At 70.7% G+C, this 22,759-nt stretch carries 21 protein-coding genes; 5 read left to right on the top strand and 16 right to left on the bottom strand.

The features are described from left to right. Nucleotides 1–7: 7 nt before the first annotated feature. A complete protein-coding gene (locus ACFQQL_RS14955) occupies nt 8–583 on the bottom strand; it encodes a TIGR03086 family metal-binding protein (RefSeq protein WP_382395793.1) in 576 nt (191 codons plus the stop codon). Between the two features lie 57 nt (nt 584–640). Here ACFQQL_RS14955 and ACFQQL_RS14950 point away from each other — a divergent pair, with 57 nt between their 5' ends. Then, nucleotides 641–1,567 (top strand): macrolide 2'-phosphotransferase, encoded by a 927-nt coding sequence (locus tag ACFQQL_RS14950; RefSeq protein WP_382395791.1) that lies wholly within the window; start codon nt 641–643, stop codon nt 1,565–1,567. Here the strand turns inward: ACFQQL_RS14950 and ACFQQL_RS14945 are convergent. The 8 genes from ACFQQL_RS14945 to ACFQQL_RS14910 form a co-directional block, all read right to left on the bottom strand. Next, nucleotides 1,564–2,802, bottom strand: coding sequence for a phosphotransferase (locus ACFQQL_RS14945; protein ID WP_382395789.1), 1,239 nt, complete (start codon nt 2,800–2,802; stop codon nt 1,564–1,566). The genes ACFQQL_RS14950 and ACFQQL_RS14945 overlap by 4 nt on opposite strands. A 90-nt stretch (nt 2,803–2,892) precedes the next feature. Further along, nucleotides 2,893–4,062 carry a galactonate dehydratase gene (gene dgoD, locus ACFQQL_RS14940; protein ID WP_382395787.1) on the bottom strand — a complete coding sequence of 390 codons (1,170 nt, stop codon included), beginning with the start codon at nt 4,060–4,062 and terminating at the stop codon, nt 2,893–2,895. Then, entirely contained in the window at nt 4,059–4,859 is an 801-nt protein-coding gene (locus ACFQQL_RS14935; protein ID WP_382395785.1) for an SDR family NAD(P)-dependent oxidoreductase, read from the bottom strand. The genes dgoD and ACFQQL_RS14935 overlap by 4 nt, the downstream gene beginning before the upstream one ends. Beyond that, a complete protein-coding gene (locus ACFQQL_RS14930; protein ID WP_382395783.1) occupies nt 4,849–5,880 on the bottom strand; it encodes an Ldh family oxidoreductase in 1,032 nt (343 codons plus the stop codon). The genes ACFQQL_RS14935 and ACFQQL_RS14930 overlap by 11 nt, the downstream gene beginning before the upstream one ends. Beyond that, nucleotides 5,877–6,881 carry an NAD(P)-dependent oxidoreductase gene (locus tag ACFQQL_RS14925; RefSeq protein WP_382395781.1) on the bottom strand — a complete coding sequence of 335 codons (1,005 nt, stop codon included), beginning with the start codon at nt 6,879–6,881 and terminating at the stop codon, nt 5,877–5,879. The genes ACFQQL_RS14930 and ACFQQL_RS14925 overlap by 4 nt, the downstream gene beginning before the upstream one ends. Further along, nucleotides 6,866–8,293: an NAD-dependent succinate-semialdehyde dehydrogenase gene (locus tag ACFQQL_RS14920; RefSeq protein WP_382395779.1), complete on the bottom strand. Its 1,428-nt coding sequence runs from the start codon at nt 8,291–8,293 to the stop codon at nt 6,866–6,868. Before ACFQQL_RS14920 ends, ACFQQL_RS14925 begins: the two co-directional genes overlap by 16 nt. Further along, nucleotides 8,290–9,453 (bottom strand): UxaA family hydrolase, encoded by a 1,164-nt coding sequence (locus ACFQQL_RS14915; RefSeq protein WP_382395777.1) that lies wholly within the window; start codon nt 9,451–9,453, stop codon nt 8,290–8,292. Before ACFQQL_RS14915 ends, ACFQQL_RS14920 begins: the two co-directional genes overlap by 4 nt. Next, the gene (locus ACFQQL_RS14910; protein ID WP_382395775.1) at nt 9,429–9,746 is read right to left on the bottom strand and encodes a UxaA family hydrolase; all 318 of its coding nucleotides are present in this window, start codon (nt 9,744–9,746) and stop codon (nt 9,429–9,431) included. Before ACFQQL_RS14910 ends, ACFQQL_RS14915 begins: the two co-directional genes overlap by 25 nt. A 214-nt stretch (nt 9,747–9,960) precedes the next feature. Between ACFQQL_RS14910 and ACFQQL_RS14905 the strand changes: the two genes are divergently transcribed. After that, nucleotides 9,961–10,668 (top strand): FadR/GntR family transcriptional regulator, encoded by a 708-nt coding sequence (locus ACFQQL_RS14905; RefSeq protein ID WP_382395773.1) that lies wholly within the window; start codon nt 9,961–9,963, stop codon nt 10,666–10,668. Nucleotides 10,669–10,678: 10 nt separating this feature from the next. On the opposite strand, the gene ACFQQL_RS14900 is transcribed toward ACFQQL_RS14905, so the two are convergent. From ACFQQL_RS14900 to ACFQQL_RS14880, 5 genes are all read right to left on the bottom strand, one after another. After that, nucleotides 10,679–12,751, bottom strand: coding sequence for a beta-galactosidase (locus tag ACFQQL_RS14900; RefSeq protein ID WP_382395771.1), 2,073 nt, complete (start codon nt 12,749–12,751; stop codon nt 10,679–10,681). A gap of 62 nt (nt 12,752–12,813) precedes the next feature. Continuing rightward, nucleotides 12,814–13,713: a carbohydrate ABC transporter permease gene (locus ACFQQL_RS14895; protein ID WP_382395769.1), complete on the bottom strand. Its 900-nt coding sequence runs from the start codon at nt 13,711–13,713 to the stop codon at nt 12,814–12,816. Continuing rightward, nucleotides 13,710–14,675 carry a carbohydrate ABC transporter permease gene (locus tag ACFQQL_RS14890; RefSeq protein ID WP_382395767.1) on the bottom strand — a complete coding sequence of 322 codons (966 nt, stop codon included), beginning with the start codon at nt 14,673–14,675 and terminating at the stop codon, nt 13,710–13,712. The genes ACFQQL_RS14895 and ACFQQL_RS14890 overlap by 4 nt, the downstream gene beginning before the upstream one ends. Before the next feature lie 16 nt (nt 14,676–14,691). Continuing rightward, complete coding sequence (locus ACFQQL_RS14885) at nt 14,692–16,224, bottom strand: ABC transporter substrate-binding protein (protein ID WP_382395765.1); 1,533 nt, start codon at nt 16,222–16,224, stop codon at nt 14,692–14,694. Between the two features lie 584 nt (nt 16,225–16,808). Further along, a complete protein-coding gene (locus ACFQQL_RS14880) occupies nt 16,809–17,168 on the bottom strand; it encodes a hypothetical protein (RefSeq protein WP_382395763.1) in 360 nt (119 codons plus the stop codon). Between the two features lie 382 nt (nt 17,169–17,550). Here ACFQQL_RS14880 and ACFQQL_RS14875 point away from each other — a divergent pair, with 382 nt between their 5' ends. The 3 genes from ACFQQL_RS14875 (at nt 17,551) to ACFQQL_RS14865 (ending at nt 20,269) form a co-directional block, all read left to right on the top strand. After that, nucleotides 17,551–17,895: a hypothetical protein gene (locus tag ACFQQL_RS14875; protein ID WP_465254061.1), complete on the top strand. Its 345-nt coding sequence runs from the start codon at nt 17,551–17,553 to the stop codon at nt 17,893–17,895. A 64-nt stretch (nt 17,896–17,959) separates the two neighbouring features. Then, on the top strand, nt 17,960–18,694 hold the full coding sequence (locus tag ACFQQL_RS14870) for a nucleotide-binding protein (protein ID WP_382395761.1): 735 nt from the start codon (nt 17,960–17,962) through the stop codon (nt 18,692–18,694). A 363-nt stretch (nt 18,695–19,057) separates the two neighbouring features. Beyond that, a complete protein-coding gene (locus tag ACFQQL_RS14865) occupies nt 19,058–20,269 on the top strand; it encodes a GmrSD restriction endonuclease domain-containing protein (RefSeq protein ID WP_382395759.1) in 1,212 nt (403 codons plus the stop codon). A 148-nt stretch (nt 20,270–20,417) separates the two neighbouring features. Here the strand turns inward: ACFQQL_RS14865 and ACFQQL_RS14860 are convergent, their stop codons facing one another. Together ACFQQL_RS14860 and ACFQQL_RS14855 are read right to left on the bottom strand one after the other, a co-directional pair. Beyond that, a complete protein-coding gene (locus tag ACFQQL_RS14860; protein WP_382395757.1) occupies nt 20,418–21,497 on the bottom strand; it encodes an SRA domain-containing endonuclease in 1,080 nt (359 codons plus the stop codon). A 179-nt stretch (nt 21,498–21,676) separates the two neighbouring features. Then, complete coding sequence (locus ACFQQL_RS14855) at nt 21,677–22,636, bottom strand: LysR family transcriptional regulator (protein ID WP_382395755.1); 960 nt, start codon at nt 22,634–22,636, stop codon at nt 21,677–21,679. Nucleotides 22,637–22,759: the final 123 nt, after the last annotated feature.

Raw genomic sequence — 22,759 nt, 5'->3', positions numbered from 1 at the left:
GTGCCGGCTAGACGTGCCGGCCGATGAACCCCAGCATCTTCGTCTGCCAGTCCGCGTCCTGCGGCACGGGCACACGTGGGCCGTACTGACCGCTGGAACGCAGCAGCTCCTCCATCGGCAGCATGCCCTCGTACAGGGCCCGGCACCGCTCGGGATCGAGCCGCTCGTCCTGGCCCGTGGCGCGCGCGAGGTCCCACGTGTGCATGAAGACGTCCGCCGTGTAGAACTGAGACACCGCGTCGGCCAGCGGCAGCTCGGGGACGCGCGGGTGGCGGAAGGGTGATCGCGCGGTCTCCGGATCCTCGAGCAGCGCCTGGATCGCTGCCGTGTGGTGCTCCCACGCGGCCACCGGGTCCTCGTCGACAGACGGGCCGGCCGGGAGCCGGATCCCGGTGCCGCCCTCGAGGAATGCCGGGAACCACTCCAGGAGATGACGGACGACGTCGCGGGCCGTCCACCCCGCGACCGGAGACGGGCTCTCCCACGCCGCCTCGGCCGCCCCGCGCACGCGGGCCGTGAACCCGGCGGCGATCTCGCGATGCTCGTCGGCCGATGTGCCGGCACCCGCCCCGTTCGCAACCATGAGGTTGATTGAAGTCCAGCGACGACCGCTTGTCAACCGCCTGGTTGACGAGCGGGAATGGCGTTGTGGCCGCGGATGCGCTCGTGGCAACGTGAGCCGATGCCCTCGCCGATGGACGCCCTCGCCCGTGCCGCCGCGCACGGCCTCCGTCTCGAGGCCGGGTCGGCGACCCTGGTGGAGACGGGTCTCGACTTCCGCGTCGTGCTCGCCGCGCAGGAGGACGGCACGCCCTGGGTGCTGCGCATCCCGCGGCGAGCCGACGTCCTGCCGACGATCGAGCGCGAGGCCGCCATCCTCGACCTCGTGCGTCCCCGGCTGCGTGCCGCTGTCCCGGACTGGCGCATCCGCACGGACGAGCTCCTCGCCTACCCGGCCCTGCCGGGCACACCGGGGCTGACGGTCTCGGACGAGCCGGAGTGGCACATGGACCCCTCGTCACCGCGGTACGCGGCCTCGCTCGGCGAGCTGCTGGCGCAGCTCCACGGCATCCCGGTCGAGGACGCGCGGTCCGCCGACGTCGAGATCCGCGAACCGGCCGCGGTCCGTGAGCGTTGGCGCGCGGACGTCGCGAGAGTCGCGACCGAGTTCGAGGTCGCGGCGGCCCTCCTGCGGCGCTGGGAGGCCTGGCTGGCGGATGACACCTTCTGGCCGGACCGCTCGGTCATGACCCACGGCGAGATCTACCCCGGTCACACACTGCTGGACGAGGACGGCTCGATCTCCGGCGTCCTCGACTGGACCACCGCCCGCGTCGACGACCCCGCCCGGGACTTCCTCTTCCAGCGCGGCGTCGCGGGAGAGGAGGCGTTCGCGGCCACGGTCGACGCCTACGTCCGCGCCGGCGGGAGCGTCTGGCCGCGGCTGGCGGACCACTGCGCCGAGATGTGGGCCGCCGCCCCGGTCGGTTACGGCATCTACGCGCTCACCACCGGCGAGCCAGAGCACCGCGAGGCTGCTGCCGCGCAGCTCGCGTCGGTCGGTTAGCGCCGCTCGCCGTCGTCGTCGCGGTTCCCACGTCCGGCCAGGAAGTCCGGCAGCTTCGAGCCGAGGTCGAGGTTCTCCGTCACACCGGCCGGGTCGCTGCGCCGTGGCGCCTCGTCCTCGTCGCCGGGCGCGTCGTCGGCGGTCGCCTCGGTCTCCGGCTCATCGGTGGCCTCGGCCCCGCGGCCCTCGGTCTCGGCAGTCGGGTCGCCCTGCTCGTCGTCCGCCACGTGCTCGGCGCCGGTCTGCTCCTCGCGCGGGGCGACGTGCGGCGCCGACTCGGCCACCCGGCCGGCCGTGCGCTCCGTGGCCCCGATCTCCGGCGCGTCCGCCACGTCCGCGGCCAGCACACGCAGCATCTCGGCGGCATCCTCGACGACGGACTCCTCGCCGGTGCGCACGCCGTGCAGCAGCCAGCGGGCCAGCGCCAGCTCCGAGACGAGCAGCGCACGGTCCATGAGCGTGGCGTCCGCGCTCTCCGTGCGGGCGAGCGAGTACGCCTCCTCGATCGTGTCGAGGGCCTCCTCGGGCGCCGACGCCTGCAGCCAGGCGAGATCCTCGGCCGGGTCGCCGACGTGCACCTCGGACAGGCCCAGCACCCCGCTCACACGCCCCTCGGTGACCAGGACGTGCTCGGGCGCGAGGTCTCCGTGCACCGGGGTCGGCCGGAACCGCCACAGCCGGACGTCCTCGAGCGCGTGCTCCCACCGGTTGAGCAGCGCGGCCGGGACCCGCCCGGTGCGTGCGGCCTCGTCGACCTCGGCGAGGCGTCGCGTGCGGTAGGCGTTCGGGTCGTAGACCGGCAGCCCGGCGTTCGCGACCACCGAGGAGTCCAGCTCGTGGAACGCCGCGATGGCGCGGCCGAGCGCGGCCGAGACGCCAGGACCGGCGGTGAGCTCGTCGATCGCGAGCGGCCGGCCGACCAGCGCCCGGTGGATCATGGCCCGGCCGCCCTCCGGCAGCTCCGCGAACCCGGCGGGACGGGGCACGTCGAACGGCAGGCGCCCCTCGTCGACCTCGCGGACCAGCTGGCCGAGCAGCGCGACCTCACCCTCGAGCGCGGCACCGGCCGCGGGTGTCAGGGGCGCCCGCACCACCCAGCTGCGGCCGCCGGCGTCGAGCAGGCCGGTGGTCTGGAACTCGGTCGTCGTCGACTGCGGCGGACGCGTGGCGACCACGTCCAGGCCCGGGATGGCCGTGGTGGCGAGGGCGGCGAGGGCGAGCGATGAACGGACCACACGGTCAACGTAAGCCGCGCGGGCCGCCCGGGCCAGGACCCGCGCCGTTCGCAGCCGGGACCGGCGTCCGGCTCCGCCCACCGGCAGGGCTCACCACTCGGCGAGCCGGCCGTCCTCGTGCCGCCAGTTCGGGTCCGGCATCCGCCACGCGGTGTCGGCGGCACGGACTGCGTCCTCGTCGACGACGACGCCCAGGCCCGGGCCCTCGCCCCGGACGAAGAACCCCTGGTGCGTCCGCAGGAGGTCCCCGTCGCTGACGTAGTCGAACAGCTCACCCGAGGGCAGGCCCGCGTAGCCCTGGTTGTAGTGGATACCGCCGCTCTGCTCCTGGATGACCACGTTCGCGCAGCAGTACGCGACCTGCAGGGAGGCCGCGAGCGAGACCGGACCGTTGGGACAGTGCGGTGCGACGGCCACGTCGTACGCCTCGGCCATGCGGGCGATCTTCTCCAGCTCGAACAGGCCGGTGAGCGACACGTCCGGCTGGATGATGTCCACGGCGCCGTCCTCCAGCACGGACCGGAACTGCCACCGTGACAGCAGACGCTCACCGGTGGCGATCGGGACCGAACCGGACCATCGGCGCAGCTCGCGCAGGACATCCTCGTTCCCGGCCACGGTCGGCTCCTCGACCCACATCAGCCGGAACGGCTCGAGCTCGCGCAGCAGCACCTTGGCGACGTCGCGGTGCACGCGGCCGTGGAAGTCCAGCGCGATGCCCAGGTCCGGGAACTCCTCGCGGACGGCGGCGACCTGCCCGACCGTGCGGTCGATCGTCGTGACGCGGTCGAGATGGTCCGAGGCGCCGGTCGCGTTCATCTTGACCGCGCTGAAGCCCTGGCCGACCCGCTGCCGCGCGTGCTCCAGCGCGCCGGCCGGGTCGTCACCCGCGATCCACGCGTAGCTGCGGACGCGTTCACGGACCGGGCCGCCGAGGAAGTCGTGCACCGGGAGCCCGGCCGAGCGTGCCTTGAGATCCCACAGCGCCTGTTCGATGCCGGCCGCGGCGGTCATGAGGATCGGCCCGCCGCGGAAGAACCCGTCGCGGTACATCCGTTGCCACGCGTCCTCGATCCGTCGCGCGTCCGCGCCGATGAGGTTCTCGCCGATGTCCGCGACGGCGGCGCGGACCGCGCGGGCGCGCTTGGCGACGATGGACTCGCCCCAGCCGACCCGGCCGTCCTCGGTGCCGACCCGCACGAGGATCCAGCGCGGCGGGACCTGGAAGGTCTCGACGGTGCGGATGGCCGAGGCGATCATGCCTCGCTCCCGCTGTTGTACTGCGCGCCGAACGGGTCGGGCAGCCGGCTGATCGCGCGGCCGCCGTCCACGGGCAGCTCGGCACCGGTGATGAACGAGGCGTCCGGCGAGACCAGGAACGCGACGGAGGCCGCCAGCTCCTCGGGCGACCCCGCCCGGCGCAGCAGGGTGGCGGGCGGCATCCGGGTCGACTCGCCGAGGCTCACCTCGAGGGCCTCGGTGCCGATCACGGCGGGCCGGACGGCGTTGACGCGGATGCCGTAGGGGGCGAGCTCGGTCGCCAGGGACCGGGTCAGTGCGGCGAGGGCGCCCTTGCTGGTGGCGTAGGCGGTGTGGGAGACCAGCGGCAGTCGTTCGTGCAGCGAGGTGATGTTGACGACCGCGCCGGCCTGGCGGCGCGCCATGTCGGCCGCCGCGTCCCGGGCGAGGGTCATGGCCGCCGTGACGTTCGTGGCCATGACGCGGTCCCAGTCCTCCTCGCGCAGCTCGAGCACGGGCGTGCGTGAGCCGTGGTCGGCCGCGTTGTTGACGAGGATGTCGACCCGGCCGAACCGCTCGAGCGCGGCGGGGACGATCGTGCTCCGCTGGCCCGCGTCGGCGAGGTCGGCGACGACCGGTTCCGCGGTGCCGCCGTCGTCCTCGATCTGGGTCACGGTGCCGCGTGCGCCGGCATCGTCGACGTCGACCACGACCACTCGGGCCCCGTCGGCGGCGAGCCGCCGGGCCGTGGCCCGGCCGATGCCGGCGCCGGCGCCCGTCACCACGGCCACCTGCCCGGCGAGCTGTTCATGACGCATGCGAGGCAGCCTCCCACGACAGCAGCTGGTCGAGGACGGTCCGGTCGATCTCCACCGGTGCGGCCTCGTCGAGCTCCCACGGCATCTGCCGGGCCGCCCCGGGGATGCGGCCGCCCGCCCGGCCGACCTGCCGGGCCAGCTCGTCCAGCCGCTCCTGGGCCCTCCCGTCGGCCGCGATCGCCCCCGGGTCGAGGGTCAGGACGAGGTGACCGATGCGCTGCGGGACGGCGTCGTGACGGCGATCGAACATGTCGACCACGTCCGTGGCGAGGTCCGGCCCGGCGAGGCCCGCGGCGAGCGCCTCCACCAGGAAGGCGAGCGCGAACCCCTTGCCGCCGCCGAGCGGCGCGAGCATCCCCGCCAGCGCCGCGCGCGCGTCGGTGGTCGGCTCACCCCCGGCGTCGACCGCCCACCCCTCGCCGAGCGGCTCGCCGCGTCGCGCGTGGGCGGCGATCTTCCCCCGGGCGACGGCGGAGGTCGCCAGGTCGACGATCGCCGGCCGCGGCCGGCTCGGGATGCCGGCGGCCAGCGGGCTCGTCGACAGCAGCGGCGTCGCGGTCCCGGGCGGAGCCATGACGGCCGGACCGGTCGAGAACACCAGAGCGACCAGACCCGCCCGTACGGCCGGGAGGGCGTACAGGCCCAGGCAGCCGCAGTGCGAGGACGAGGCGACCGAGGCCACCGCGAGACCGTGCTCGCGGGCCCGGTCCGTGGCGGCCTCGGCCGCGCGCCACAGCTGCCAGTGACCGAGACCGTCGTTGCCGTGGTAGGCGAGCACCGACCCGTTCTCCCGGACGACGTCGAGCTCCGCCCTCGGGTCGAGGCCGCCGGCCGTGAGCCGGGAGAGGTAGTACGGCAGGCGCATGAGGCCGTGCGAGCCGATGCCCCAGACGTCCGCGAGGACCAACAGCTCCGCGGTGCGGTCGGCGTGGTGCTCGGGCACGCCGGTCCTGCCCAGCAGGCGCGCGGCGAGCGCCGTCGCCTCGCCGATGGTGGTCGTGGCCGCACCTGCGCCGCTCATGTCAGGGCTCCCGCGGCACCGGCCGCGCCGTCCGCGGCGCCGACGGCGCAGGCCGCTGCCCGGCCGGCGAGGACGGAGCGGATGTCCTCGGCCAGGGCCAGGACGATGCGGTGCTGGGACTCCTCCGTGATGCCGGCGACGTGCGGTGTGAGGAGGGTGCCCTCGAGCCGCTCCAGCTCACCGGGTGCCGGCGGCTCCGCCCGGCGCACGTCCAGCGCGGCCCCCGCCAGGTCTCCGGAGCCGAGCATGTGGGCGAGTGCCTCCTCATCGACCACCTCGCCGCGGCCGACGTTGATGAGGTAGGTGTCGGGACCCATGAGCGTCATGAGGCGGCGATCGACCAGGCCCGCCGTCTGGGGGCCGCCCGGGAGGTGGATGCTGATGACGTGCGCGTCGCGGCACAGCGTCTCCAGATCCACCAGGCGCACCCCGGAGGCGATGACCGTGGGGGAGTCGGCGGACACGTACGGGTCGTGGCCCAGCACGGGCATGCCGAACGCGCGGGCGAGCTCGGCCACGGCGAGCCCGGTGGACCCGACGCCGAGGACGCCCCACGTCCGCCCGGCCAGCTCACGGCCGGCGGGGCGGTCCCACCCGCCGGCGCGGACGGCCCGGTCGTGCTCGAGGAGTCCGCGGACCAGGGCGAGCGCGGCCCCCACGGTGTACTCGGCCACGCTGCGGGCGTTCGCTCCCCGAGGAGAGACGACGACGACGCCGCGCCGGTCGGCCGCCGCCACGTCGATGTTGTCCAGACCGACCCCCGCTCTCGCCACGACCTGCAGCTGCGGCGCCGCCGCGATGAGCTCCGCGTCCACCGTGGTCCGGTTGCGCACGACGAGCGCGCGGGCGTCACGCAGGGCACGCAGAAGGCGGGTCCGGTCCGACCAGAGGTCCGCGTCGGCGAGGACGGTGTGCTCCCGGCCGAGTGCCGCCAGCGGTTCTCCCCACACGTCCTCGGAGATCACGATGTCGTCGCCGCGCACGCTCACCCCAGCTGCCACGACGCGTACCGGACGACCTGGAACTCCTCGAGGCCGCGGGAGCCGCCCTCGCGCCCGAGACCGCTCTGCTTCACGCCGCCGAGCGGCGCGTTCACGGCCGGCGGCACGGGGTTGTTGCACCCGAGGATCCCGACCTCGAGCTCCTCGACGTAGCGCCAGGCGCGTGCCGCGTCGCGCGTGTACACGTAGCCCGCGAGGCCCATCTCGGTGGCGTTGGCCCGGTCGATCGCCTCGTCGTCGGTCTCGAACGGGATGAGCGCGGCCGCCGGTCCGAAGACCTCGGTGGTGGCCAGCCGTGCGTGGTCCGGCACGTCCTCCCACAGCGATGGCGCCAGGAAGCTCCCGGTCTCGGGCACGGGGTGCTCGCGGGTCAGCCGACGGGCTCCGGCGGCCGAAGCCTCGGCGAGCAGGTCCTGCACGGACGTCACCCGGTCGGTGTCGATGAGCGGCCCGAGGTCCGGCGTCGGGTCGGCCAGCGGGTCGCCGACCGTCATGGCGTCCACCTCCGCGACGAGCCGGTCGCGGAACTCCTGGTAGACGTCGCGGTGCACGAGGAAGCGGTTCGCGGCGATGCACGACTGCCCGTTGTTCCGGAACTTCGCGATCATCGCGCCCTCGACGGCCTTCTCCAGGTCCGCGTCGGCGCACACCACGAACGCGGCGTCGCCGCCCAGCTCGAGCGCCGGGCGCACGACCCGCCGCGCTGCCGCGGCCATGATCCGCTCACCCACCCGGGTGGAGCCGGTGAAGCTGACGACGCGCACGGCGGGATGGGCGAGCAGCGTGTCCGTCAGCTCCGCCGCCGGACCCTGCACGAGGTTCGCGACCCCCGCCGGGACTCCCGCGTCGGCGAGGGCACGGAACAGCTCGACGACGGCGAGCGGTGCCTTCTCGGACGCGCGGGAGACGGTCGTGCAGCCGGCCCCGAGAGCGGCGGCGAGCTTCCGGGCCTGGATCGAGACCGGAAAGTTCCACGGGGTCAGGCAGACCGCGACGCCGGCCGGACGAGTGAGGGTGACCTGGTGCCGCCCGGGGACCTCGGCGGCGAGCAGCTCGCCGGTCGGCTGCCGGATCTCGTGCCCGAACCACCGGAAGAACTCGGCCGAGAGCCGGATCTCCGCAAGTCCCTCGGGGAGCCGCTTGCCGGTCTCCCGGGCGAGGAGGGTGCCGATGGGCTCCGCCCGCTCCTCGAGCAGGTCCGCGACGCGGACCAGCACGTCGGACCGGGCGCGTGCCGGCACGTCCGCCCAGCCGCGGAGGGCGCCGGCCGCCGCGTCCGCGGCGGCGTGGGCCTCGGTGGCGCCGCCGACGGCGACCTCGCCGACCGTCGAGCCGTCGGCCGGGTTGCGCACGACCAGGTGCTCACCGGCATCCGTTCGCCACTCGCCGGCGATGTAGCTCCCGGCGGTCATGCGCTCGGGTACAGCCGGGTGAGGGAGAACTCGCGGTGGCCCATGACCTCGGCACCGGTGAGCCGGCCGTTGATCGTGCGGTCGCAGACCTCCATCAGGCGCTCGCCCGCGGCGGCCAGGGTGTACTCCCTGCGGAGCAGGCCGGAGCAGTCCAGGTCGATGTGCTCGGTCATGGTCTCCGCGGTCACGGGGTTCGCGGTGAGCTTCACGACGGGCTCGATCGGATGCCCGACGACGTTGCCCTGACCGGTGGGGAAGAGATGGAGCACCGCCCCGGCCGCGGCCATGAGCGTGATGCACTCGGCGGCCGCCGAGGAGCTGTCCATGAAGTTCAGGCCGCGCACGCTCGGCGCCTCGGCCGGCTCCAGCGCGTCGACGACCGGCACGGTGCCGGTCTTGGCGATGTTGCCCATCGCCTTCTCCTCGATGGTGGACAGCCCGCCCCGGATGTTGCCCTGGGTGGGCTGGGACCCGAGCAGGTTGGCCCCCTCGGCCTCGATGCGTGCGAGGTAACGGTCGTACAGATGCTGGAACTTCTTCCGGACCTCGTCGTTGGCGCAGCGTTCGGCGATGAGGTGCTCCCCGCCGGTCAGCTCGCTCGTCTCGCCGAACAGCACCGTGCCGCCTGCCTCCACCCAGCGGTCCACGGCCTGGGAGGTGGTGGGGCAGGAGCCGAGCCCGCTGGTGGTGTCCGACTCGCCGCACTTGATGCTCAGCATGAGCTCGCCGCGCTCGACGGGCTCCCGGGTCAGCTCCGAGGCGTCCTGGACGAACCGCGCGAGCGTCCGCGCGGCCTTCTCGATCGTGCGGAGGTCACCGTGACGCTCGATCGAGTACCCCTCGACCGGCTTGCCGGTCGCGGCGATGCCCTGCACCACCCGGTCGGTCCAGGTGGGCTCGATCCCGATGACGACGACGGCCGCCACGTTGGGGTTGGCGCCGGTCCCGATGATGGTGCGGAAGTGCAGCTCGAGGTCCTCGCCGAACTGGAGCCGGCCGTAGGCGTGCGGGACGGCCAGCGCGCCCGGCACGACGGCGGCCGCGGCCTCGCAGGCGGCGTTGGACAGGTCGTCGACAGGCAGGACGATGACGTGGTTGCGGATGCCGGGACGCCCGTCGGGGCGTCGGTAGCCGGTCAGCGGGCTACGGAGGTCTGCCACCGTGCGCTCCTCACGTTGTGGGTGTGGACGTATCCGCCGGCCGGCACGGGCTCGCTGGTCACCGCGACGCGCACGCCGTACTCGATGACCTCGGCGCCCTCCGCCAGCTCGGTCAGGGCGACCTTGTGCCCCAGCGGTATCGGGTCTCGGACGTCGACCGTGCGGCTCTGGTGGCCGTGCAGGACCACCACGGTGGCCGGTCCGGGGGAGACGTCCTGGACTGCGACGGCGACGTGGTCGCCGTCGTGGTGCGCCAGGAAGTGTGGGGCGGTGCGGGACTCATGCTCGGGCACGTCGGTGAGCCCTCCGTTCGGGTAAGTGGTCAGTGGTATGACCTCTAGACACTAGTGAGTCCGAGGTCTGACGGCAATGGCCCAAGCGACGCTGTGGCGCGAGGGGCCAGGGATACGATGGACGACGTCCAGATTCCGGACGGAGACCTTCGCCTCCGGCGACGGCGACGTCGGGTGGAGGAGGCGACATGGGGGTACGACAGTGTGGGAACCGGTGAGCCAGGCGGGCAACGTCTCCCAGCGGATCGTCGCCCAGATCGAGGCGATGCTCGCCCGGGACGAGCTCAAGCCCGGTGACCAGCTCCCGACGGAGCGGGACATGGCGAGCCTGCTGGGCACCAGCCGGCCCTCGGTCCGCGAGGCGGTGCGCATCCTGCAGGCGCAGGGGCGGCTGATCGTCCGGCACGGCCGAGGCGTCTTCGTGGCCGAGTCCCAGACGCGGCGGGCGCTGGGCGCGGCGCTGAGCAACCCGGAGGTGGATCTGGGTGAGCTCTTCGCCATGCGGGAGGTGCTCGAGGTCCCCGCGGCACGGTGGGCGGCCGAGCGGATCACGGACGAGCAGGTGGACTCCCTGAACCAGATCCTGGTCGAGCTCGATGCGGCGTTCGACGACGACTCCGGGGAGTTCCAGCGGCTGGCCCGGCTGGACGCCACGTTCCACCTGGCGATCGCCCAGGCCGCCGGCAACCGCTTCCTGCGCCAGACCACCGACGTGCTCCACGACATCCTCATCGAGGGCATGAAGACGACGCTGCTCATCCCCGGCCGCCGGGAGAAGGCGCGCAAGCAGCACGAGCGGATCGTGGCTGCGCTGCAGCGGCGCGACCCGGCCGCGGCGGGCAGGGCCGCAGCGGCCCACATCCGCAGCGCGCACGCGGCCGCGACGGAGCGGATCGCCGCGGAGCGGGACGGCCAGCCGTAGCGGCGCCCGCTCAGGCGCGGGCATCGATGATCCTCACGTCCCACGGATCAAGCGCGAGCACCTGGCCGTCGGTGACGGGGTCACCGGACAGCAGGTCGGTCCCCGCGGTGGGGCTGGGGACCTCGAGCGGCTCGTGGCCGAAGTTCGACACGAACGTCAGCACCTCGCCGCCCGCCGTCGTGGCGCGGTTGACCCGGACCGGCTCGGGCAGCCCGGTGCCGGCCCGCTCCACCCCGGCGGCGTCCAGCACCCAGCGGGCGACCTCGCGGCCCAGCGGGGCGTTCGGAAGCGTCCCGACGTAGGTCACCCGGCCGCGCCCGACCTCGTGGGTGACGACCGCCGGGAAGCGGTGGAAGGTGTGGTGGTCGTAGTGGACGAGGGGGGTCGCGCCCTCGAGGACCAGCTCGTCCATCCACGCCGTCGCCGCGGCGTCCGCGGGCAGCGTGAGGTCGGCGTCGCCGTCGGCGCGCACGGCGATCGGGCGTTCGACGTTGGAGTAGAGGTTGTACCCGGCACCGACGGCCGCGCGCAGGCGGCCCGGAGCGCGCTCCCAGCGTGCCCGGGCGAAGGTGTCGGCGTACCCGGACCGGAAGCTCAGCACCAGGTGCCCGCCGTCCTCGGCGTAGCCGACCAGGGCGTCGAGCGTCGCGTCGTCGGCGATGTACAGGGCGGGCACCACGGCCACCGGGTGGCCGGCGAGGTCCGGGACCTCGTGCGTGACCGCGATCTGGGCCCGCTCGTCGAAGTAGGCGCGGTAGAACGCGTTGAAGATCCGTTCGTAGGACCGCCGGTCCGGGCGCATCGAGCCAGGCTCCGACAGGGCAGGCTGCGACACCATCGCGTACCGCGAGTCGGGGGAGTAGAGGAACGCGACCTCGGCGGCCGGGGCCAGGTCGGTGAGCCGGTCACCCACCCGCTGCAGCTCGTGACCGGTGCGGGCGACCTCGTCGTAGCAGCGGTTCGCCTCGAGGTCGTGGTTGAGGATCCCGTGCGAGTACGTCTCGTTCCCGTAGTGCAGGGAGTGCCAGTGCCAGTACGCGACGGCGTTGGCCCCCCGCGAGATGCAGGTGTACGCGGCCAGTCGCCACTGCCCGTCGTACGCGGTGTAGGTGTGCCCGGCGCCGCCCACGCTGATCGGGTTCATCTCGGTGACGAGGAAGTTCTGGTGGCCGCTCGCCCGGGCCATGTCGCCGCGGATGTAGAGCTGGTAGGCGCCGTGCACGCCGTCGGGGTCGTGGTACGTCGCGTGCCCGCCGACCGGCGGGTGGGCGAGGTGGTCCTGGGTGTGGTGCGGGGTGTTCTCGGCGGCGATGTCCACGACGTCGCCGATCTTCTTCCGGTCGGCGTGCGGCAGGCCGTGCGCACCGACCACGTCGTGGGTGACGAACTGGTCCGGCCGCAGGTACTCGCGCACGATGCGCGCCTGCCAGTCGAGGAACTCCGCGACGAGGTCGGCCTGGTAGCGGCGCCATTCCAGGTCGTAGCCGGGGTTGGTGTTGCCCACCGGCGCCCACAGCTCGTCGAAGGAGCCGAGCCGGTGGGACCAGTAGTTCAGTCCCCAGACCTCGTTCACGGTCTCGACGTCGCCGAACTTCTCCTCGAGGCGGCGGACGAACTCGGCGAAGGCGCGCGGCGTGGCGATCGGCCGGCCGCCGGTCTCGTTGTCGACCTGGACGCCGACGAGGGCCGGGTGCTGGGCGTATGCGTCGAGGAGCGCGCGGATGAGCCGCTCCGTCAGCCGCCGGTACGTGGGGTCGGTGAAGTCGACGTTCTGCCGGTCGCCGTAGGGGAGCGGGGTGCCGTCGAGGCGCCGGTTCATCGAGTCGGGATAGCGCTTGGCGAACCAGGCGGGGATCGCGTACGTCGGGGTGCACAGCACCACCTTGATGCCGGCGGCGTGCAGGGCGTCCAGCACCGGGCCCAGCCACGAGACGTCCACCTGCCCCTCGGCCGGCTCGCAGAGGGTCCAGATCGAGTCGGCGAGCCGGGCGTAGTTGATGCCGGCCGCGCGCATCATCTCCACGTCCTGCTCGAGGCGGTCGAAGGGCTGGTACTCGGGGTAGTAGGACACGCCGTACAGCAAGAGAGGACTCCTCGGTGTGGGTGGTGACGGCAGGGATCGGGGGCGGACGGATGGACGGTGGGTCAGCCGCGGATGGCGCCGGCGATGCCTTCGACGAAGTACCGCTGCAGGAACAGGAACGCCAGCACGATCGGCAGCAGCGTGATGGTCGACGCCGCCGCCATGCCGGTCCAGTCGGTGGCGTTCTCGCCCTCGAAGGCGTACAGCCCGACGGCGAGGGTGCGCTGGTCGGGCCGGGTGAGGGTCAGCACCAGCGGGATGAGGAAGCTGTTCCACACCCGCAGCAGGGTCATGATGATCGCGGTCGCGATCGCCGGCTTCGCCATCGGCATCATGACGGACCAGAAGGTGCGCAGGAACCCGGCGCCGTCGATCCGGGAGGCCTCGATCAGCTCGCGCGGGAGCTGCCGGAAGTAGCCGGCGAACAACAGGATGATGATGACGTGCGCGCCGCCGGACTCGGCCAGGATGACGCCGGCCAGCGACGTACTCAGTCCGAGGTTCCGGATGAGGTCGAAGATCGGGATGATCGTGTACCCCTCCGGCATGAACATCGTGGCGACCAGCAGGATGGTGACGAATCGTCGCCCCGGGAACGGGAACGTGCCGAGCACGTAGCCGATCATCGCCGTCGTGATGACCACGATCGCGACGGTGGCGACCGTGATGAGCAGCGTGTTCCAGAAGTAGGGGCCGATGTTCGCGGTCCACCACGCGCGGGAGTAGTTCCACACATCGACCTCTTCCGGGATCAGGCCCATGGAGGAGAAGATCGTGGAGTTCGTCTTGAACGACGCCGAGACCAGCCACAGCATCGGGTAGAGCCACAGCGCCGCGACCGGGGTCAGGATGAGCGTGACCACCACGTGCCGGACCAGCCGGCGGCGGTTCGCGACGCGGCGGCGTCGTGGTGGTTCCAGCCTCGGCGGAGTGACGGTCTCGCGCACTGCCGTCGCACTCATGAGCCGGACCTCATCTGCGCCACCTTCTTCACGCCCCAGGCCTGCAGCAGCGTGAAGACGAGGACCGCCAGGCCGAAGATCACCGCGGCCGCGGAGGCGTACCCGAGCCGGGGCTCGCCGGCGGAGGCGAACGCCAGCCGGTAGATGAACAGCTCCATCAGCTCAGTTGCGTAGCTTGGCCCACCGCGTGTCATCGCCTGGACCAGCGGGAAGGTCTGGAAGGCCCCGACGACGGCGATGAGCGTGATGATCACCGCGAACGGCATCACCATCGGCACGGTGATGTGGCGGTGCTGCTTCCAGGCGGGCGCGCCGTCGACGGCGGCCGCCTCGAGGAGCTCGCGGGGGACCGTCTGGAGGGCGACCAGCCAGTAGATCATCGAGATGCCCATCCACTTCCAGACGTAGACCCCGGCGACCGACCACAGCGCCACGTTCGGGTCGCCGAGGAAGTCGATGGGCGCGTCGATGACGCCGATCGTCAGCAGTGCCTGGTTCAGCGGGCCGTCGAACGGGTTGAGGATCATCGTGGAGACGATGCCGACGATCGCAGTCGTGGTGACCACGGGGAGGAAGAACACGGTCCGGAACAGCGGACGGAGCCGGTAGGAGTAGTCGTTGAGGACGATCGCGATGAGCAGCGCGATCAGCAGCGAGGTCGGCACGACCATGAGGACGAAGAGCCCGGTGCGGCCGAAGGCGCGCCAGAAGAACGGGTCGGCGAGGATCTCGCGGAAGTTCGCCAGGCCCACCCAGGTCCGGTCCTCGGTGATCCCGTTCCACTCCTGGAAGGCGATGACCCAGGAGTTGATCATCGGGTAGAAGGTGAACAGGACCGCGAGCACCGTCGTGGGCACCATGAAGAGGTAGCACCAGCGGTACTCCCAGAGCCGTGCGCCGAACGACTTGGTGTTCTCCGGCGGTGGAGCGGTCTCCAGCGAGACGGCGGTGAGGGTGGCCATCGATGTCCTTCGCGCCTCAGAGCTCGTCGTACTTCTCGGGGGTGTAGCTCTCCCCGGGGACGTAGTTGGGGAACTCCCAGTCACTCAGCTCCACCTCGACGCCGGCCTGCTGGGCGGCGGCCACCCCGTCCTCGCGCTGGCGTCGCGCCCGGTCGGTGAGGTCCTGCAGGGCTGGACGCACATCGGTGATCGAGCCGTCCATGACGCCGGCGACGATCTCCCCGAGCGAGGGCGTCAACGGCGGCATCTCCTGGTTCGCGCGGGCGACGTTCGGGTTCTTGATGATCGCGTTCGGCAGCAGCACGAGTCCCTCGGCGAGCTCGACGGACCGGTTGCCGGCGTCGGTCCATTCGTCCGCGAGCGCCGCGACGACGTCCGGGAAGGGCGGCGGGCTGCCCGGTCCGACGATCCGGCCCCACTGCTCGGCCGCGTCCGGGCTCCCGTGGTAGGCGAGCAGGTCCCCGACGAACTCCGGGACCTCGGTCTCGGCGTAGACGAACATCGCGTCGTTGCCCCGGCCGAGCGGGAGCCCGAGCGGGACGGCGTCCGCCTCGGGCCGCGGGTGGGCGCCGACCCCGAACTCGAAGTCCGGGCTGTCGTTCTCCCACAGGGTGATGACCCACGGCCCGGCGGTGACCATCCCGGCGGACCCGCTCGGCACCCGCGGCCACGCCTGCGGAGCCTGCAGCGACGTGGACCCGGGGAAGATGCTGCCGTCGGCGAGGAGCGCCTGGAGCAGCTCGAAGGACTGCATCCACCCGTCGGTGGTGTAGTCGATCTCGCCGGTTCGCGGGTCGGAGCCGAAGGCGCCGAGCTGGTTGGCGAAGCCGTTGATGTAGGCCTCGAGCCGTGCCGTCTGCGCGCCTTCGAGCACGATGCCGTAGACCTGGCCGTCACCGGCCTGGGTGATCCGGCGCGCGGCGTCGCGGTACTCGTCCCAGCTGAGCGGCGCCTCCTCGGGGTCGTACCCGGCGTCGTTCATGAGCTGCCTGGAGTACATCAGGCAGATCTCGTAGCGCATGTCCGCCGTCGACGGGAGGCAGTAGGTCTTGCCGTCGAACATGTGGATGCCCTCGACGAGCTGCCCTTCGGGGTACTGGGCCTTCCACTCGTCGAAGTTGGGCATGATGTCGTCCAGCGGCTGCACCCAGCCCTCGCTGATGGCCTGCGAGTGCAACGCGGACCCCGGCGCGAGCTGGAACACGTCGTGCAGCGTGCCGTTCCGCACGCCAAGCGGCACCAGCTCGTCGATCTGCTCCCACGGCAGGCCGTCGTACTCGTTCGTGACGTTGGGGTGCTTCTCCGAGTAGGCGGCGAGGAGCTGCTGCCAGTAGGGGACCTTGGTGTCACCGCTGTCCATCAGCCGGATCGTCACGTCGCCCTCGGGCAGCGGGGAGGCGGGATCGGGGATCTGGAAGCCGGACGCGCTGCCGGTCGGCTGCTCCGACGGTGGCCGGCAGGCCGCGAGCGCGAGGAGGGTGCCTGCTCCCAGGCCGCCGGCCAGGACGGAGCGGCGGGAGGGACCGGGGGAGGAGAGTCGGGGTGTCATGCGCGAGCTCCGTCGATCGGCGGTGATGGACTGGGCAAGGCGAAATCGATTACTGCTGGTCAGACCTTAGACCTCTGTTCGCGCAGCGGGCAAGACGTCGGACCGAGGAGGGTTCCGCCCCGGACAATGTCGGCGACCCGAGCCTGAAAGGCTCGTCTGGGTGCTATGTGCTTGGCTGTGAGATCTCGCCGCGCTGACGGGCCGCCTGCAGTCGGTGCTGGCCGAGATCGAGGAGCAGCGGCGGCGTCAGTCTCCGGGTCGGGATCCGATCGATGAGATCGCGGCTCGGCGTGCTGCTCGAGGCGGTGCCGTCGCTCACCCGTGGCGGTCGAAGCGAAGTCGGCGCGCCCTGAGGCAGGGACTCGACTAGGGAGAGAGGCCATATGCCCTAGGGCTGGCCGTTTCGGGCGGGTGGAGGGGGCCGGGCCGGTCCGGCTGCCGGACCTTGTCTGGATCCCGAGACCAGTACACACAGCGAGAGCCGTATGCCACTCGGGTGGCCGTTCGGGGGTGGCGGAGGAGATGCCGGGGCATCTTGTTCAGCCGAGCGCGTGCGCGACGTGCGGCTTCGAGCGAGCGGGGTCTCAGCGGTCTTCGAGGCAATCGTCCGCGTAACTCCGGTAGTTGTTTCCCTGAAGTCTGGCGGTGATCGCCTCGATGTCGGCGTTAGCTGCTTCCATGCCGGCAATGTCCATGTTGGAAGCGGCGAGGAAGCCGTCCTGTGCCGCGCGTGCGAAGTCTGCGGCGGCTATGAATCCCTCGTCCGCCTCGGCCAGCGCCATCCGACATGCGCTCGGTATTACCTCGACCCGAACCGTCTCGGTCGCAGTTTCGCTGATGACCTCGGGTTCAGCCTCGACGCGAGGAAGGGCGAGCCCGACGACAAGGCCGATGACCAGCCCGGCCCCTGCCAGGCCGACGGCATTGCGTGTGGCTACTTTCACTGGGATGCCTCCCTCCCCACCCCTGAGATGGGGCCTCGGTCGTGGAGACTTGAAGTCTCACCCGACCTATCTCTGGAAGTCTCGCAAACGGGCAACCATCTCCCTCGATGGGGCCTGAATCTCGAGAGGGCGCGTCGCGCGGGCGGCCTGTAGTGCGTGAGCAGTTCCGCTCAACCGCGACCCGGGGCCCATCCGCCGACGGGCGACCTGTGCCGCGCGGACGCGTAACAGTCCGCAGAAAGTCCGCAAGGGGTCGACTCGGGGCGATCCCCGCCAACGCCCCCAACGCTGAGAATCCGCACGATCACGCGGTTCCAACAGCTACCCACCTTGGCCAACCTGTGAGGGGTACTTCTGGATCAATGAGCCGGGCAAGGTCTTCGTGGCCCGATCCGGGAAGTCCGAGCTGACGACCACGATCCTCGAGGAGAGCCAGATCCGCGACCTGGTCGAGCGCATGCTACGGCTGTCCGGGCGCCGGCTGGACCTCTCGACCCCGTTCGCCGATGCCTCGCTGGCGGGTGGGGGCCGCGTGCACGTGGTCATCCCGGACATCACCCGTTCGGCCTGGGCTGTGAACATCCGCAAGTACGTCACCCGGGCCCGGCGGATCGGTGATCTGGTGACGCTCGGGTCGCTCAGCCAGCAGGCGGCGACGTTCCTCGACGCGGCCGTGGTCGCCCGCATGAACATCCTCGTCGCGGGCACCACTCGGAGGGGAAGGTAACAGGGTGGTTGGCTGGGCAGGCGATTCTCGACCGTGGCTCGCGCGGGTCTCGTAATGTTGGCGTGTGACAGCTGCATCCCAGCCTGTGCGCCTGTTCATCGGCTCCTCCTCCGAGGGCCGCGACGTAGCGCGGAGCTTGCAGGCGGAGTTGGGCGGTGCCTGCGACGTCGTGCGCTGGGACCAGGGTGTATTCGAGCCAGGTGGCTACACGCTCGACTCGCTCATTGACACAGCGGCCAAGGTGGACTTCGCGGTGCTGGTCGCCACCCCCGACGACACCACGGTCAGTCGTGCTGAGGAGCGTCCCTCACCGCGCGACAACATCGTGCTGGAGTTCGGTCTGTTCGCTGGCGCGCTCGGCCGAGACCGCACCTACCTGCTGGCGACCGGCGACCTCAAGCTGCCCACTGACGTCCTCGGCCTAACGCGGCTGCCGTACCACCATCAGTCAAACACGCGCGCTGCCGTCAGCGCTGCAGCCGTGCTGATCGAGGAGCGGATGGACAGGCTCAGGCCACTCAGGCGCAGGAGTGGTGCTAGCGAAGGCTCGCCCCATGCCTCGTTGGACCAGGAGCTCGACCTGTTAATTGCCAACGCCGTCTCTCAGGGCTGGACCGTTCGAACTAACAGTCCGACGACCCTACGACTCCAGCCGCCTCGGGGGCGTACGCACACACTCACGAAGAGCAGGCCTGAAACCACACGTGCCGAGCTCCGTCGTTTCGCAGCCGAGGTCCGGTCCGCTGGCCTGCGCGTGAACAACAGCATCCGGCGGCCCGTGGACGAGTCGCCCTTCTAAGGGGCGAGGCATGTCTCTCTGCAGGCTGTACCGTGCGGCCCTGGCCCGCAGAGAGACGGCGCTCCAACCCGGGCTCTACCGAGAGCTCCCGCAAGGGGCATGCCGCGCCTCGACCGCTGCCCTCTGGATCCACCATGGATGGAGCTTCGCGCCCCTGACCACCTCCTGGGTGGCCAACCAGGTGAACCGTAGAGCCACGGTGTCATCAGTGTAGGGCTAAGCGCCGCACCTGGGTCCTGCGGTCGGCGCTACTACCCACTGGGACAATTAATTACCATTGCCGGCGAATCTGCGCATCCATCCGTGGGCAGGACCCACGTCTGGTTATCGACGCCCGCCGTGAGGGCGCCCTAAGCTCGGCTCGTGAAGCGATCCTCGTCCTTGTGGTGGCTGGCGCCGGTGCTGGTCCTCGGACTTCTGTTTGTGCTCGGAGCTGGTGCGTCCGGCTTCGGTGGCGGGCTCATCATGGCGGCCCTCGGGCTGCTTATCGTCGCGCTGTTCGTCCTCATCAGTGGACGGCACGTCTGGCGTCTTCCGGGCCGCAGAGGTGGCGCCATGGCGCTCGGGGCGAGCTTCTTGCTGTTCATCGTCGGCGGACTCATTTCGCCAACGGTCGAACCGGCGCAGGATGCTGGTGCGGGGGAAGAGTCGACCCCTTCGGAACCGGAGTTGACGACGTCGGAGGAACCGTCGGAGGAGCCGACCACGCCTGAGCCGGAACCGGGCACAGCGTTGGCACTCCTTGCCGACCTCGATGTCAAGGGCCGTGCCCCGATGACCGGGTACGAGCGGGACGCGTTTGGTTATCGCGAGGAGGATATCGACCGCAACGGCTGCGATGTCCGTAACGACGTGCTGCGTCGCGACCTCGACAACATTGTGATCGGGTACGGCACCAATGGGTGCGTGGTTGAGTCCGGGACGTTAGATGGTCCGTACTCGGGTGAGACGATCGAGTTCGTGCGCGGCTCTGATACGTCGGACGATGTGCAGATCGACCACGTGGTGGCGCTGGCGAACGCGTGGGTTACGGGGGCGTTCCAGTGGGACGAGGAGCGGATGCGGGAGTTCGGTAACGACCCGATGAACCTCCTCGCCGTTGACGGGCTGCTCAATGGTCGTAAAGGGGACGGCGACGCGGCAACATGGTTGCCGCCGAACCGGTCGTTTCGCTGCGAGTACGTCGCGGCGCAGGTCGCGGTGAAGGCGGAGTACGACCTGTGGGTGACACCGGCTGAGCACGATGCGATGACGCGTGTGCTGTCGAAGTGCTCGGATGCGCGACCAGCGGTGTGGGGTGCGGCGCCGTTGATGCCGGAATTGTCCGAGCCAGCACCCGAGCCGGAGCCGACTACGCATGCGCCGGAGCCGGAACCGGTGCCTGCTCCGACAACACAGGCGCCAGAGCCGGCACCTGAGCCGGAGCCCGAGCCCGAGGATGCTGGCACCGATCCGCGGTACGGCACGTGCGGCGAGGCGATTGATCACGGCCTGGGTCCTTACTTCGCTGGTGTCGATCCGGAGTACGACTGGTACCGAGACTCGGACAGCGATGGGATCGTCTGCGAGAGGTAACGCGGCCGGGACCAACCGGGGCGACTCTGATGTAGCCCTGTAGGCCAAACAGCACAAACGGGGTTCTATCCGCTGGGCGCCGGCCATTCATGCGGCCGGCGACTTACGGATGAAATGACCGGGGCGAGGCCGCCGTAGATGCCCGACTCTAACGCTTCTGGGTGGAGGGCAACGTTAATGAATCAAAGCCTCTTAGGTCATGGCGTTGTACGACACAGCCGATCCCGAGTTCAGACAGCAGACCTATTATGTCCCGACCCGGGTCCACGGGAAGCAGGATCGACAGTTGCGGCTTGGGATGTATATATCGGCGGTAGTCGAATAGCTGACCTATCGCCAGACGGACGGCCTCCCGCGTGGCCGTACCTTTCGCCTCATACAGTACGTTCGACAACGCGTCGTAAAGGTCGGTATATAACATCCCAATGCTGTCGGGGGGTGTGATCTGGTGACGTAACACCTCGTGCCCTTGCTGCTCCAGGTGCTTTCGGAAGTCGGCTACGAGCCTGGCTTCTCGCCTGAACCCGTAGCCACCGGGGAAGCTGTCGATGTCGAACCTGTCGTCTTTGATTGCCTCGGGAGCAACATGCGAAACAACTGCGAGGTCGGGAATGTTGCGAGCGACAATCTTGGTCGAATCTTGGAGTGCATTGGTCACCGTCGACACGCTTAAATCCTTTTCACGTCGTAGTGCGCCACTGACGGGCCGAAGACGAAAGACGAGGACGGATCTCATCTCGCCGTCCGTTCCTGGAGCGTCGGCCCGGATGTATGGTGCATCCAAATCGATTTCGAACTCGCCAATATAGATATGGTTCTTGCTCGCAGTGCCTGCAACTATGCCATCCGCTACGAAGAGTCTTAGCGCGCGACCGTCTGCCTTGTGGTTTAGTAACGCCTTGTTACCGTCGCGCAACATTTGATCGCCGAAATGCCCCTCCCCGGTGTAGAGGAACACGTCGCCGACATCATCCCAGCCGTCAAAGTTGTACCCGTATGCCTCTCCGGCCGCTGGATCAGAGTATACGAATAAGTTCGGCGTCTTCCGTGATGGCTCTATCCCGCCAAAAAGAGCACCGCCATAGCGGGCACGACGCTCCTCTCGCGTGAGGTAGTCACCCGGGACCAAAGTCCAGCGGTAGTTCGCGCCGACATCAGATTCTTCAGCCATCGCCATCTCCCCAATCGAATCACGATAGGTCGAGCCAACATGCGTTCGCTCGGCCACCGAACCACGCATCGGAACCTGTCATAGCGGTTACGGTGGCGCTATTCGTTCCGCAGCGTGCTCCCGCTATCCAGGACCGGAACATCCTTATAGCCTGGCGCTGGCCCGCCCGCCGCTCGTGCCGTGGAGCGACGGCATCACGCTGCAGGTCACCTCTCGCGCCGTGTCCGGCTGAAGGGTCAGCTCAGTCGCCCCATGCGGCTCTCGTGGAGCGGGTCCCGCGGCGCGGTGTCGTCGCCGTAGACGCGCTCGCAGAAGGTCCGGAGCTCGTCGAGCTTGGCGGTCGGCCGGGCGCCGCCTGCCGTGGCCAGCACCAGGTGGTTCGGGGGGAGTTCGTCGGCGATGGGGCGGTAGACCACGGGCATGCCCTCGTAGGTCGTGTCCCCGTACGGGCGGCCCATGATGATTGAGTACCCCAGACCTCGGGCCACCAGCGAGCGGATCGTCTCGACGTTCGCGCTGCGCCACCGCACGTTCGGGGTCATCCCCGCCTCGCGGAGGATGGCCTCGACGTGGTCCGTCGCCGGCCGGACCGACAGGATGACGGCGGGCTCGTCCCGGAGGGCGTGCAGCGGGACGGCCTCGTACCGCGCCAGCGGGTGCGAGGGGGCGACCGCCAGCTGCAGGCGCACCGGAGTCAGCCGGGAGGCCGTGACGCCGCCGACGAGGTGGTTCTCGTAGAGCAGCGCGGCGTCGAGGGCCCCGCCGAGCAGATGCTCCTGCAGCACCGCCGAGCCGGCCTCCTCGAGCTGGAGGTCCACACCGGGGAACCGCGTGGCGAAGTGCTCGGCGATGCGCGGGAACAGCCACGGCGAGAGCGTCGAGAAGAAGCCCACACGGAGCGAACCGGTCAGCTCGCCGCGCATCGTCGCGGCGACGGCCCGGATGTCCTCGATGCCGGTGGCCACCTCGCGGGCATGCTCGTACACCCGTCGGCCCGCCGGAGTGATGACGACGCCCCTGCCGCGCGTGCGCAGCGTGAGCTGGACGTCCAGCCGCCGCTCGAGCTGCGTCAGCGCGGTCGAGATGCCACCGGCCGAGACACGCAGCTCCCGGGCGGCGTCGGAGATCGATCCCTGCTCGACGACGGCGCAGAAGAACTCGAGGTGCCGGAGGGACAGCGAGGACAGGCCTTCCACATCAGAGATCCTAAACAAGTTCTGTAGAAACTTGTCGTTGCATGAGCAGCGGGCGGCGCAGCAGACTCCTCACGCCCGATGTCGATGCCGGGCCGGTCCAGGTGGCCGGTCCAGGCGGCCGCC

Origin of the sequence: Georgenia alba (genome assembly GCF_042665525.1) — a bacterium.
Taxonomy (GTDB): domain Bacteria; phylum Actinomycetota; class Actinomycetes; order Actinomycetales; family Actinomycetaceae; genus Allobogoriella; species Allobogoriella alba.
The sequence above is the reverse complement of the archived record's forward strand: the minus strand, read 5'-3'. Positions and strand labels throughout refer to the sequence as shown.